We start from the raw sequence: 12,341 nt of genomic DNA, 5'->3' as shown, positions 1-12,341 counted from the left end.
GGGGTTCTGCCGTGGGCAGAAGGAGTGAGAGGAGCTGGAGGGGAGGAGAAGGCGGGCAGGACGGGGGCAAGGGGAGAGAGCTGGCGAAGAGAGAGCGAAGAAGGGAGGAGGAGAGGCACCGCGCGAGGAGGGATGGAGAAGGCGGTGAGGAGGGATGAGCGGGCTGAATTGAGTGGGGAGCGAGCGGGCGAGGGGGACGGAGCGGCTGAAGAGTGGGGAGGCGGAATAGGGGGACGGAAGGCTGAAGTGAATGGGAAGGCGAGCGGAAAGAGGCAGTGGGGGTCTAGCAGAAGGGGCCAGCGGAAGGGCAGTAGGTGGGCTAGCAGAAGGGGCAAGTGGGAAGGCAGTGGGTGGGGCTAGCGGAAGGGATCAGTGGGAGGGCTAGCGGGAGGTGATGACGGTGTCGATGAGGCCGTAGGTTTGGGCGGCGGGGGCGGTGAAGACGTGGTCGTGGTCGGTGTCGGCGCGCAGGCGGGGGATGGGTTGGCCGGTGTGGTGGGACAGGATCGCCTCGATGTCGGCGCGGATGCGGACCAGTTCGTCGGCCTGGAGGATGAGGTCGGGGATGGCGCCGCGGCCTTGGGCGGCGGGTTGGTGGAGGATGACGCGGGTGTGCGGTAGGGCGGCGCGTTTGCCCGGGGTGCCCGCGGCCAGCAGAACGGCGCCGACGGCGACGGCTTGGCCGACGCAACTGGTGGCGATCTCGGGGCGGATGTACTGCATGGTGTCGTAGATGGCGAGCATGGCGCTGGGGTCGCCGCCCTCGCAGTTGACGTAGAGCTGGATGTCGCGCTCGGGGTTCTCGGCTTCCAGGTAGAGCAGTTGGGCGATCAGGGCGTTGGCGACGCCGGTGTCGATGGCGGTGCCCAGGTAGACGATGCGTTCGGTCAACAGGTGCGAGTAGACGTCCATGATGCGTTCGCCGCGGGGGTTCGCCGCGATCACACTGGGGATGGTGTAGGTGCTCATCGGGGGGTGACCTCCGGGGTGATCTCGGCGAAGTCCTGCACGATGGCGTCGATGAAGCCGTAGTCGAGTGCCTCCTGGGCCGTGTACCAGCGGTCGTGCAGGGAGTCCTCGAAGATCCGCTCCACGGGTTGGCCGGTGTCCCGCGCGATGAGGCCGAGGACGGTGTCCCGGGTGTGCCGCAGGTCGTCGGCCTGCAGTTCGATGTCCACGGCGGTGCCGCCGATGCCCGCGGAGCCCTGGTGCATGAGGACGCGGGAATGCGGTAAGGCCCGGCGTTTCCCCGGGGTGCCGGACGACAGCAGGAACTGGCCCGCGCTGTAGGCGATTCCCAGCACCAGGGTGGACACATCGCACGGGACCAGGCGCATGACGTCGCGGATCGCCAGCATTGACGACACCGATCCGCCGGGCGAATGAATCCACAGCGAGATGTCGGCCGACGGGTTCTCCGCGGCCAGGGCGATCAACTGCGTGGTGAGCAGGGTTCCGTTGTCGTCGTCCAGTGGTCCGTCCAGGACGAGGACGCGGCGTTCGTGGAGTTCGCGGCGGGTTCGCTCGCTGAATATCGGTTGCTTCTCCGTGTCGGTCATGGGTTCAGCGTGCCCGGCGATTCGGTTGCCCGCCGCCGTTTCCGCTGTCAGCAGCGCTGCTCACAGCAGAGCGGAAAAACCCACGCGCACCGCCACCGGTTGCTAAGTTGTGCGCCGAGGAGGGGGAGTCGAGTGATCTTTCCGCCAGCGGCGCGTGCGCACTGGTGCGCGCCGGGGAAACGGGTGCTGGTTGGTGTACCGGACACCCCTGCACAACGCGCGGTACTCGGTGCCGGGTCTGCGGGACAACGGAGATCCGCAACGCGGCCTGGCGAGCCGGGCCATCCGGGCAGTCGGGCGGGGGGTGCTGTCGGTCGCCGACGAGCTCATCGACGCCACGGACGGCGAGATGGTCGACGACGGCCCCGACAACGGTTCGAAACACGCGCGGACCAGGGTCTTCGGGCAGTCCCCGGACTGCTTGGCGGTGACCGCGATCCGGCCGTGGCACAACAAGACCATCGCGAGCTTGACCGAGATCAGCGGCTGCTGGGTGCTCACCCCGCGCAGGCTGGCGTGGCTGGTGCCCCACCGAGGACAGGGAGAGGCTGACCAAGCAGGAATCGAAACCGGCGCCGGGAATCATGGGCAGGGTCGTGCGGGCGACCGCATCGATGGTGACCGGCGGGACTGATGTGTTCGGGCATCACGGTGAACCGGGGAAGCCGGTTGAACTGCCCAAGGTCGAATCCGGAGTGGAGTTCGACCGATCGGCGCTGCGGTCGGTGCGGGTAGGCGAGTCTGGCCACCACCTCGACATCATGCTCGCGGACAGTTCGGGCTACTCGATCCTCTTACCCGGCGTTCGCGGCGAGCTCGTGCAATCCTGGTTGGCGGGGAACTGACATGTTGATTTCGCTGGACGTCGAAAACCAGACGCGGTTGAAAACCGTCGAGGTCGAACGCTCGGAGTGGCTCTCCGGGCAGCGGTTGGCCTTCGTGCGCGTGTCCCTCGGCCATTTTCTCGCTCTCATCGGCGATCGCTTCGAAGCACCGCGCGTGCCGACCGGCGAGTTGCCGAAAACCAAGGTCAAGGACGCAGGCCTGCCGTTGCCGAGCGACGTGGTCCGGGAACGGGCCTTCGACCTGGACGAGTGGGTCTACGACCCGACGGTGTGCGGGCGGGTCGTCGCGGCGGACGAGGGTGACCTGGCCGTGCGCTGTGCGGACCACCTGATCACCGGGCAGGGCAAGGCGTTGCTGGTCGGCACCGACCGACGGCAGGCGGTGGTCGTCGAGAAGGACGACAGCGACGGTGTGTCCACGATGGGCAGGGTGTTCGGCGTGTTCACCCGCGATGAAGCGGAGCGGGCGGCAGGCTCGACCTTGCTCACCTGGTGGGAGGTGGACAACCGGCAGGTCCGCGGTGTCGAGTCGGTTGTCCGGGGCAGGCTGGTGGGCAACCTGCGTGAGTTCACCGCGATCACGTTCGCCGACGGCTCCGTCCTGGAGGTCTACCAGACGCCAGTGGACGGAGTGGTCCGGAATCCCATGAGGTAGGGCTGCCCTCACCCTCGCGCCGGGGGCGACCACTACGTCGGAGACACCGGCTGGCCTGGTCGTTTCCGGGCTGGTCCGCCGAGATGCTGGTCCCGTCGGCGAGTGAGAGGGGGCAGCGGTGAAGAAGCGGGACCCGTTCCTGGATGTGCTCCGCGTGGGGGCCGTGCTGCTGGTCGTGTTCCAGCACTGGTTGATGCCGGTGTTGTCCACGGACGGCCGCACGCTGGTGACCGGCAACGCGCTGGCCACGCCGGGGTGGTGGGTCGTGACGTGGTTGTCGCAGGTGATGCCGGTGGTGTTCTTCGCGGGTGGGGCGGCGAACACGCACTCGTACCGGGCGGCGGTGGACAAGCGGGGGTGGTTGGCGAGTCGGTTGCGGCGGTTGGTGATCCCGGTGCTGCCGCTGGCCGGGGTGTGGGTCGTGCTGCCGGACCTGCTGCTGCGACTGGAGGTTCCGCCGCAGCCGGTGGACATCGCGGGTGGGATCACGGCTCAGTTGTTGTGGTTCCTGGTCGTGTACCTGATTGTGGTGGCGTTGACGCCGGTGATGGTGAAGGCGCACGAGCGGTTCGGGGCGTGGGTGGTCGTGCCGCTGGCCGCGGTGGCCGTCCTGGTCGACGTGGTGCGGTTCGCCGGGCTCCCGGAAGCTGGGTTCGCGAACGCGGTGGTCGTGTGGGTCGCGGTGCACCAGATCGGCATCTGCTACGCGGACGGGCTGCTGGAGCGCGGCCGCCGGTTCCACGCGGCGATGGCGGTCGCGGGCTACGGCACCGTCGCGCTGATGGTCGCGTGTGGACCGTACGCGCTGAGCATGATCGGGATGCCGGGGGCGCCGGTGTCCAACATGAGCCCGCCCGCCGCCGTCCTCCTCCCGCTCGCGGTGGGACAACTGGGTCTGCTGCTGCTCGCCCGCCCCGTGCTCAACCGGCTCGCCGGGCCCACGCTGACCGCGTTGGGCACCCGCTGCACCACGATCTACCTGTGGCACATGCCCGCGCTGGTCGTGGTCGCCGGGGTGACCGTCATGGGCTTCGGGTACCACACGCCGGAGCCGGGCACGGTCGCCTGGTTCGCCGCCGCCCCGATGTGGCTGGGGTGCGCCGCGCTGGTTCTGGCCACCCTGGTCCGGGTGTTCGGCCGGTTCGAGACCGGTGGCGGGCGGGCCGTTCCGTCCACTCGGGACACCACTGCCGGGTTTGTCACAGCGGCGGGTGGGCTGCTCGGCCTCACCGTGCACGGGTTCGGCCCGGACGGTCCCGGCCTGTTCGACGGACCGGTGCCGTGGGCGGTCCTGATCCTCACCGGCGTCGCCCTGTGTACCCGGTCTGCCCGCGTCCCCGAGCCGGAATGGGCTCCTCCGCAGGTCCTCAGCCACGTGTAGGTCCCCCGCGCGAAGACAGGCTGCCCACGGCATCAGTGCCGTGAGCAGCCTGTTCCGCTATGGGACCACCCGGTTTACGCGGCGAGTGCCTGGCCCACCGCGGGTTCCAGGGCGAGCCGGAGGGCGTCGCGGACGTCGGCGACCAGGTGGATGGTCAGTTCGCCGCGGACGGACTCCGGGACGTCGTCCAGGTCGGGTTCGTTGCGTTGCGGCAGCAGGACCGTGGTGATGCCCGCCCGGTGCGCGGCGAGGAGCTTCTGCTTGACGCCGCCGATGGGGAGGACTCGGCCGGTCAGCGAGACCTCACCGGTCATGGCGACGTCGGAGCGGACGGGGCGGCCGGACAGGAGTGACGCGAGCGCCGTGGTCATCGTGATGCCCGCGCTCGGGCCGTCCTTGGGGACCGCGCCCGCGGGGACGTGGACGTGCACCCCGCGCTCGGCGAGCTCGTCGACCGGCAGGCCCAGCGAAGGGCCGTGCGACCGCAGGAACGACAGGGCGATCTGCGCGGATTCCTTCATGACGTCGCCCAACTGCCCGGTCAACGTCACCCCCGCGGCACCGGTCGACTTCTCGGCCAGCGACGCCTCGACGAACAGGACGTCGCCGCCCGCGCCGGTCACGGCCAGGCCGGTCGACACCCCGGGCACCGCGGTCCGCTCCGCCGACTCCGGCGTGTGCTTGGGCTGACCGAGGTAGCCGCGCAGGTCGCCGACGTCCACGGTCAGCGGCAACTCGGCCTCGCCGAGGGCCAGCCGGGCCGCGACCTTCCGCAGGACGCGGGCGATCGACCGCTCCAACTGCCGCACCCCGGCCTCCCGGGTGTACTCCCCGGCGAGCAGCCGCAGCGCGGGCTCGGTCAGCACGACCTCGTCCACGGTCAGGCCCGCCCGCTCCAACTGCCGGGGCAGCAGGTGGCCGGACCCGATGACGACCTTCTCGTCCTCGGTGTAGCCGTCCAGCCGCACCAGTTCCATCCGGTCGAGCAGGGGCGCCGGGATCGACTCGATGACGTTGGCGGTCGCCAGGAACACCACGTCCGAGAGGTCCAGTTCGACCTCGAGGTAGTGGTCGCGGAAGGTGTGGTTCTGCGCCGGGTCCAGGACCTCCAGCAGGGCGGCGGTCGGGTCGCCGCGGTAGTCGGAGCCGACCTTGTCGATCTCGTCGAGCAGCACGACCGGGTTCATCGAGCCCGCTTCGCTGATGGCCCGCACGATCCGGCCGGGCAGCGCGCCGACGTAGGTGCGGCGGTGGCCGCGGATCTCGGCCTCGTCGCGGACGCCGCCGAGGGCGACCCGGACGAACTTGCGGCCCATGGCCCGCGCGACCGACTCACCCAGGGAGGTTTTGCCGACCCCGGGCGGACCGGCGAGTGCGAGCACCGCTCCGGAGCGGCGGCCACCGACCACGCCGAGACCGCGCTCGTCGCGCCGCTTGCGCACGGCCAGGTATTCGATGATCCGGTCCTTCACGTCCGCGAGGCCGGCGTGGTCGGCGTCGAGCACCGCCCGCGCGCCCGCGATGTCGTACGCGTCGTCGGTGCGGGTGTTCCAGGGCAGCTCCAGGACTGTGTCCAGCCAGGTCCGGATCCAGCCGACCTCCGGCGACTGGTCCGAGGTGCGCTCCAGCTTGTCCACTTCGGACAAAGCGGCCGCGCGGACCTTGTCCGGCAGGTCGGCGTCGGTGACCCTGGCCCGGTAGTCCTGCTCCTCGGACGCGGGTTTGCCGTCCAGTTCGGCCAGTTCCTTGCGGATGGCGGCGAGTTGTTGGCGCAGCAGGAACTCCCGCTGCTGCTTCTCCATGCCCTCCTTGACGTCCTTGCGGATCGTCTCGGCGACGTCCAACTCGGCCAGGTGCTCGCGGCCCCACTCCAGCAGCCGCGCCAGCCGCGCGGTGACGTCGGTGGTCTCCAGCAGCCAGACCTTCTGCTCGTCGGAGAGGTACGGCGCGTATCCGGCGAGGTCGGCGAGCGCGGCCGGGTTGTCGACCTGGGTCACGCTGTCGACGACCTGCCAGGCACCGCGCTGCTGCAAGATCGTGGTGACCAGGCCCTTGTACTCGCGGGCGAGTTCGGCGGTGCGTTCGTCGGTGGTCTCGTCGGCCGTCTCGACCCGCACCCACAGGGCGGCGCCCGGCCCGGTGGTGCCCGCGCCGATCCGCAGCCTGCCGGTGGTCCGGACCACGGCGGCCCGGTCGCCGCCGGGCAGCCTGCCCACCTGTTCGACCACCGCCAATGTGCCGACCCTGGCGTATTTGCCGTCCAACCTGGGCACCAGCACGACCCGGGCGGGTTCACCGGCGGCTTGGGCGGCTTCGATGGCGGCGCGCGCCTCGGTGGCGTTGTCGGAGCCGGTGAGCTGGATCGGCACGACCATGCCGGGCAGCAGCACAGCGTCGTCCAGCGGGAGCACCGGCAGGTTCAGGGCCTCGGACATGGGGTTCAGCCTCCAGAAGTTGAGTCTGACCACGTCAACTTCCCTGAGCCGGGTTTTGTTTCCGGCTAGCGTTCGCCCAGAGCGAGCAGCCGGGCCCCCGTGTCGTGCAGCACCGCCCGGAGGAACGGTTCGCCCAGGCCAGGGGCCTGCGCCCAGCCCGCGATAGCCCGCACCTGCTCGGCGTACGGGTACGGGACGCTCGGGAAGTCCGTGCCCAGCACCACCCGATCGGGCACCTCGGCCAGCCGCGCGGTCCAGTCGTCCGGCAGCGGCGCGGATTCGAGCGTGAACCCGACACCGACCATCGTGGTGTCCAGGTACACGCGCGAGTACCGCGCCACAAGGTCCAACGCGCGACTGATCTCCGGCATGCCCGCGTGCGCCAAGACCGCCGTCAACCGGGGATGCCTGCGCAGCACGTCCTCGAAAACGGACAACCCGGTGAACTCGCCCGGCAGCGGTCCGTGTCCACAATGCACAACCACGGGCACGCCCGCGTCGGCCAGCAGCCCCCACGCGGCGTCCAGGACCTCCTCGCGCGGGTCGTACCCGCCAACCTGAACGTGCGCCTTAACGCAGCGAGCACCGTCGCGCAGAGCGGCATCCAGGTACCGGACGACGGACGGTTCCGGGTAGAGGGTCGCGGTTGGCACCGCCTCCGGTACGCGGGCGGCGAACCCGGCCACCCACTCGGTCAGCCACTCCCCCATGCCCGGCTTGTGCGGGTACACGAGCGGCGCGTACCCGATCACGCCGAGTGCGCGAAGCGTCTCCACCCGTTGCTGCTCAGAGCCGCGGTAGTGGATCGGCCACGCGCGGCCGTAGTTGCGCTCGGCGTCGTCGAAGTACGCCCACACCTTCCGCTGGACCGACTCGGGCAGGAAGTGCACGTGCACGTCCACCAGACCGGGCAGCCCCAGACCACGCACCCAGTCCGCGACCTCTGCGTCGTTCGCAGGCCCGAACACTTAGTCGCGGCCCTTGGCTCGCCTGCCGACCGCCCGCGCGATCTCCCGGTTGGCGTCCCGCTTCGCGATGTCCTGCCGCTTGTCGTACGCCTTCTTGCCGCGCGCCAAGGCCAACTCGACCTTGACCTTGCCGTCCGAGAAGTACAGCGACAGCGGCACCAGCGCCGTCCCGGTCTCCTTGATCTTGCCGATCAGCCGGGTGATCTCGGCGCGGTGCAGCAGCAGCTTGCGGGTCCGCCGCGGCTCGTGGTTGGTCCAGGTGCCCTGCACGTACTCCGGGATGAACAGGTTGCGCAGGAACACCTCGCCGTCGTCGACGGTGGCGAACGCGTCGACGATGGACGCCCGGCCCTCGCGCAGGCTCTTGACCTCGGTACCCACCAGGACCACGCCGGCCTCGTAGGTGTCGATGATCGAGTAGTCGTGCCGGGCCTTGCGGTTGGTGACGATCGCCTTGCGCCCGCGTTCCTTCGCCATGACGTGCAACTCTACGCAAACACCCGCGAGCTACGTCCGGACGTAGAGGCGCAGGGTCACATAGCCGGTGAACGCCGAGACGACCGTCGCGATGAGGAACAGGATCGGCGCGACGAACGCGATGTCACCCGCCTCCACCGCCTTCACCACACCGGACTTGATCGGCTGGGCGAGCACGTCGTCGAGGAAGGCCAGCTTCAACCCGACCAGCAGGCCGGTCGCCACCAGGGCACCGGTCAGACCGGTCACCACCGCCTCCAGGAGGAACGGCAACTGCGTGTACCAGCGGGTCGCGCCCACCAGCCGCATGATGCCGACCTCGGTGCGCCGGGTGAACGCGGACAACTGGACCGTGTTGGAGATCAGCAGCAGCGCCGCGACCGCCATCAGGCCCGCCATGAAGAACGTGCCGTTGCGGACCCCGTTGAGCGCGCTGAAGAACCGGTCGAGGAACTGGCTCTGGTCGCCGATCGAGTCGACGCCGGGGCGGCCCTGGTAGGTCTGGACGATCACCTCGGGCCGGTCCGGGTTCTTCAACCGCACGTTGAACGACGACGGCAGCGCCTCCGGCCGGGCCAGCTTCACCAACTCCGGCTGGGCCTCGAAGATCCGCTTGAACCGCTCGTAGGCCTGGTCGCGGTTCTCGAACTCGACCGTCTGGACCGCCGGGTCGGACTCCAGCGCCGAACGCAGGCCCTTGCACGGGTCGTTCTGGCACTGCTTGTCCGAGGCGGACACGTCGTTGGTCAGGTAGATGTTGACCTGGACCTTGTCCTGGTAGAGCTCCTTGGTGTTGTCGATCATCCGCACCACCAGGAGGCCACCGCCGAGCAGCAGCAGCGAGATGGCGGTCGTGATGATCATCGCGATGGTCATCGTGATGTTCCGGCGCAGACCGGTCACGACCTCGCTGAACACGAAGCTGGCACGCATCGGGGCTGGGGTTCCTCGCTATCCGGGCAGGCTGTTCTGGTGGCGCGGCACGGTCAGGTCAGCGGCCGACGCCGTAGACGCCGCGGGCGTCGTCGCGGACCACGCGACCGAGGTCGAGCTCGACGACCCGGCGCCGCATCGAGTCCACGATGGAGTGGTCGTGCGTCGCCATCAGCACCGTGGTGCCGGTGCGGTTGATCCGCTCCAGCAGCAGCATGATGTCCTGGCTGGTGTCCGGGTCCAGGTTCCCGGTCGGCTCGTCGGCGAGCAGCATCAGCGGCCGGTTGACGAACGCGCGGGCGATGGCCACCCGCTGCTGCTCGCCACCGGAGAGCTCGTGCGGCATCCGGCCCGCCTTGCCCTCCAGGCCGACCAGCTCCAGCACCTCGGGCACCACCTTGCGGATCGTGTGCCGGGGCTTGCCGATCACCTCGAGCGCGAACGCCACGTTCTCCGCGACGGTCTTGTTCGCCAGCAGCCGGAAGTCCTGGAACACGCAGCCGATCGACTGGCGCAGCCGCGGCACCCGCCGCCGCGCCATCCGGGTGAGGTCGAAGTTGGCCACGTACACGCGGCCCTTGCTGGGGACCTCCTCGCGCAGCAGCAACCGCAGGAAAGTCGACTTCCCCGAGCCGGACGCCCCGATCAGGAAGACGAACTCACCCTTGTCCACCTCGACCGACACGTTCTCCAACGCGGGGCGGGTGGAGGTCTTGTAGACCTTGGAAACCTGTTCGAGCCGGATCACGGTCGGCGAGTCTACCTCTGGTCGTTATCGAGCCGTTGTCTTGCCCACCGTTACGGTGTGCCCTGGTCACCCACCGTGCGCCCGCGGTCACCCGCGGGTGGGTTCGAACTGGGTCTTGCGCCAGCGGATACCGGACTCCAGGAACCCGTCGATGTCGCCGTCGAGCACCGCGGACGGGTTGCCCACCTCGTGCTCGGTGCGCAGGTCCTTGACCATCTGGTACGGGTGCAGCACGTAGGTGCGCATCTGGTTGCCCCAGGACCCGCTGGAGGTGTCCTTCAGGGCGTCCATCTTGGCCTGCTGCTCCTGCCTGCGCCGCTCCAGCAGCTTCGCCTGCAGCACCGCCATCGCGGACGCCTTGTTCTGCAACTGCGAGCGCTCGTTCTGGCAGGACACCACGATGCCGGTCGGGATGTGGGTCAGCCGGACCGCCGAGTCGGTCGTGTTCACGCCCTGTCCACCGGGACCGGACGAGCGGTACACGTCGACCCGCAGGTCCTTCTCGTCGATGTCCACGTGGTCGGTCTGCTCGACCACCGGCACCACCTCGACCGCGGCGAACGAGGTCTGCCTGCGACCCTGGTTGTCGAACGGCGAGATCCGCACCAGCCGGTGCGTGCCCTGCTCGACCGACAGCGTGCCGTACGCGTAAGGCGCGGCGATCTTGAACGTGGCCGACTTGATGCCGGCCTCTTCGGCGTACGAGGTGTCGTAGACCTCGGTGGGGTAGCCGTGCCGTTCCGACCACCGCAGGTACATGCGCAGCAGCATCTCGGCGAAGTCGGCGGCGTCGACGCCACCGGCCTCCGACCGGATCGTCACCAGCGCGTCGCGGCCGTCGTACTCGCCGGAGAGCAGGGTGCGCACCTCCAGTGAGGAGATGTCCGACCCCAGCTTCTCCTGCTCGGCGCGCGCCTCGGCCTCGGCGTCCGCGTCGGCACCCTCCTCGGCCAGCTCGAACAGCACCGAGAGGTCGTCCAGCCGCGACCGCAGCTCCTCGACCCGGCGCAGCTCACCCTGCCGGTGCGAGAGCTTGCTCGTCACCTTCTGGGCGGACTCCGGGTCGTCCCACAGGTCCGGCTTGGCGGCCTGTTCCTCCAACTCGGCGATCTGCGCGCGCAGGCCCGCCAGGTCCATCACCGCCTCGACATTGGCCAGCGAGGCGGACAGATCCTTCAGCTCAGCGGCGACGTCCGGGTTCACGTCGGAAAAGACTACGCGGACACGGACGCCACCGCTGCGGCGGTAGCCGGGTCAGGACTTGGGGATGGACTCCAGCAGCTTCAGCACCGCCTTGGCCCTGGCCACCCCGAACTCCGCGATCGCCTTGGCGTACGGGTCCTCGGCGGTCTTCGCGGCCGTCTTGGCCGCCTCGTGCTCGCCGTTGTAGACCTGCTTGGCCGAGTCGATCAAGCCGACCCGCTGCTTGGCGGTCAGGGTGCTCGCGTGCACCAACCGCAAGATCAGCGGGCTGCGCAGGTGGTCGGGACCGGGCTCGCCGCCGAGCCACGACTTGAACGCCTTCTTGCCCGCGGCGGTGATCACGTACTGCTGGCTCGAGCGGGGACCCTGCTTGCCCAGCCGCACAAGTCCGGCGTCGGCGAGCGCGGGCAGTTCACGGTAGACCTGGCTGCGCGTCACGCTGAAGAAGGAGCCGAAACGCTCCCGTGCGGCGGACACCAACTGGCCACCGGTCTGCGGGCCCTCGTGCAGCAGGCCGAGCAGAGCGGCGGCGGTCGCATTCAGTTCAGACACCAGACCACGGTCCCACGGCAACGCCGCGCTGTCCACAGTGGAGATGTGGGCCAGTCCACAGTGGCTGATCGCGCAACGATCGGTCGAGGACACCCGACCCGGGACCGATCAGCGGAGCGCGCGGTCCCCATCCGGCCCAAATTCGGACGGTCCCACGTGGACTGCCCCCACTTGCTCCCCCGAAGGAGTGGATCTCTTCCCACCGCGCTACCCGTTTGGCCCAACGCGATGCTGCCCCGCCGTAGTCACCACGGACCCCCTGGAACGGCCGGGAATTCACCCTCAATGTGGCCCAGATCACGTACGGTCACCCGGCCCGTTCGCGGATTCCGGCCACCCCACCCCCGTGATCGTCCGATGCGTTCCCCTCGCAACTGTCACACTAAGACTCCCCCCAAGGTCCCTTGTGGACCCCTCCACACATCCGTTCCCCCCAAACGCATCCCCCACCCTCCCGTGCGAATGCACGCGCATCCCCCCCCCACTCCCCCACCCCCACAGTCCACTCAGGACCCCCCTCCCCTCCGATCCCGCACCCATGCGGATTCCCCCAGAGTGGACCGTATACACCGAATCCCCCACCCC

The 12,341-nt window shown here is 69.4% G+C and carries 13 protein-coding genes; 4 read left to right on the top strand and 9 right to left on the bottom strand.

The features are described 5' to 3' along the window. Positions 1-381: 381 nt before the first annotated feature. Positions 382-969, bottom strand: a complete 588-nt coding sequence (locus H504_RS0125595) for a ClpP family protease (protein ID WP_026425109.1) — start codon at positions 967-969, stop codon at positions 382-384. Then, a complete protein-coding gene (locus H504_RS0125590; protein ID WP_026425108.1) occupies positions 966-1,559 on the bottom strand; it encodes a ClpP family protease in 594 nt (197 codons plus the stop codon). Before H504_RS0125590 ends, H504_RS0125595 begins: the two co-directional genes overlap by 4 nt. Positions 1,560-1,752: 193 nt before the next feature. Between H504_RS0125590 and H504_RS0125585 the strand changes: the two genes are divergently transcribed. The 4 genes from H504_RS0125585 to H504_RS36965 all read left to right on the top strand — a co-directional run bounded on the left by H504_RS0125585 (position 1,753) and on the right by H504_RS36965 (position 4,440). Next, on the top strand, positions 1,753-2,193 hold the full coding sequence (locus tag H504_RS0125585) for a hypothetical protein (RefSeq protein WP_026425107.1): 441 nt from the start codon (positions 1,753-1,755) through the stop codon (positions 2,191-2,193). Between the two features lie 61 nt (positions 2,194-2,254). Continuing rightward, a complete protein-coding gene (locus H504_RS42150) occupies positions 2,255-2,404 on the top strand; it encodes a hypothetical protein (RefSeq protein WP_169735460.1) in 150 nt (49 codons plus the stop codon). A gap of 1 nt (position 2,405) precedes the next feature. Next, positions 2,406-3,059 carry a hypothetical protein gene (locus H504_RS0125575; protein WP_026425105.1) on the top strand — a complete coding sequence of 218 codons (654 nt, stop codon included), beginning with the start codon at positions 2,406-2,408 and terminating at the stop codon, positions 3,057-3,059. Between the two features lie 118 nt (positions 3,060-3,177). Then, the gene (locus tag H504_RS36965) at positions 3,178-4,440 is read left to right on the top strand and encodes an acyltransferase family protein (RefSeq protein ID WP_051386260.1); all 1,263 of its coding nucleotides are present in this window, start codon (positions 3,178-3,180) and stop codon (positions 4,438-4,440) included. 74 nt (positions 4,441-4,514) lie between these two features. Here the strand turns inward: H504_RS36965 and lon are convergent, their stop codons facing one another. The 7 genes from lon to H504_RS0125535 all read right to left on the bottom strand — a co-directional run bounded on the left by lon (position 4,515) and on the right by H504_RS0125535 (position 11,756). After that, positions 4,515-6,875 carry an endopeptidase La gene (lon, locus tag H504_RS0125565; protein WP_026425104.1) on the bottom strand — a complete coding sequence of 787 codons (2,361 nt, stop codon included), beginning with the start codon at positions 6,873-6,875 and terminating at the stop codon, positions 4,515-4,517. A 65-nt stretch (positions 6,876-6,940) separates the two neighbouring features. Continuing rightward, entirely contained in the window at positions 6,941-7,804 is an 864-nt protein-coding gene (locus H504_RS0125560) for an amidohydrolase family protein (protein ID WP_245614457.1), read from the bottom strand. A gap of 39 nt (positions 7,805-7,843) precedes the next feature. Continuing rightward, a complete protein-coding gene (gene smpB / locus H504_RS0125555) occupies positions 7,844-8,320 on the bottom strand; it encodes an SsrA-binding protein SmpB (protein ID WP_026425102.1) in 477 nt (158 codons plus the stop codon). Between the two features lie 30 nt (positions 8,321-8,350). Beyond that, complete coding sequence (gene ftsX / locus H504_RS0125550) at positions 8,351-9,253, bottom strand: permease-like cell division protein FtsX (RefSeq protein ID WP_026425101.1); 903 nt, start codon at positions 9,251-9,253, stop codon at positions 8,351-8,353. Positions 9,254-9,311: 58 nt separating this feature from the next. Then, positions 9,312-10,001, bottom strand: coding sequence for a cell division ATP-binding protein FtsE (ftsE, locus tag H504_RS0125545; RefSeq protein WP_026425100.1), 690 nt, complete (start codon positions 9,999-10,001; stop codon positions 9,312-9,314). 87 nt (positions 10,002-10,088) lie between these two features. Further along, positions 10,089-11,204 carry a peptide chain release factor 2 gene (prfB, locus tag H504_RS0125540; protein WP_026425099.1) on the bottom strand — a complete coding sequence of 372 codons (1,116 nt, stop codon included), beginning with the start codon at positions 11,202-11,204 and terminating at the stop codon, positions 10,089-10,091. Positions 11,205-11,255: 51 nt separating this feature from the next. Beyond that, on the bottom strand, positions 11,256-11,756 hold the full coding sequence (locus H504_RS0125535; protein ID WP_026425098.1) for a PadR family transcriptional regulator: 501 nt from the start codon (positions 11,754-11,756) through the stop codon (positions 11,256-11,258). Positions 11,757-12,341: the final 585 nt, after the last annotated feature.

Source organism: Actinokineospora inagensis DSM 44258 (assembly GCF_000482865.1).
GTDB lineage: Bacteria > Actinomycetota > Actinomycetes > Mycobacteriales > Pseudonocardiaceae > Actinokineospora > Actinokineospora inagensis.
The sequence above is the reverse complement of the archived record's forward strand: the minus strand, read 5'-3'. Positions and strand labels throughout refer to the sequence as shown.

Excerpts from the sequence above, each read along its gene's own strand:
- lon (WP_026425104.1), bottom strand. The coding sequence starts at position 6,875 with ATGTCCGAGGCCCTGAACCTGCCGGTGCTCCCGCTGGACGACGCTGTG.
- ftsX (WP_026425101.1), bottom strand. The coding sequence starts at position 9,253 with ATGCGTGCCAGCTTCGTGTTCAGCGAGGTCGTGACCGGTCTGCGCCGG.
- H504_RS0125590 (WP_026425108.1), bottom strand. The coding sequence starts at position 1,559 with ATGACCGACACGGAGAAGCAACCGATATTCAGCGAGCGAACCCGCCGC.
- smpB (WP_026425102.1), bottom strand. The coding sequence starts at position 8,320 with ATGGCGAAGGAACGCGGGCGCAAGGCGATCGTCACCAACCGCAAGGCC.
- H504_RS0125595 (WP_026425109.1), bottom strand. The coding sequence starts at position 969 with ATGAGCACCTACACCATCCCCAGTGTGATCGCGGCGAACCCCCGCGGC.
- H504_RS0125575 (WP_026425105.1), top strand. The coding sequence starts at position 2,406 with ATGTTGATTTCGCTGGACGTCGAAAACCAGACGCGGTTGAAAACCGTC.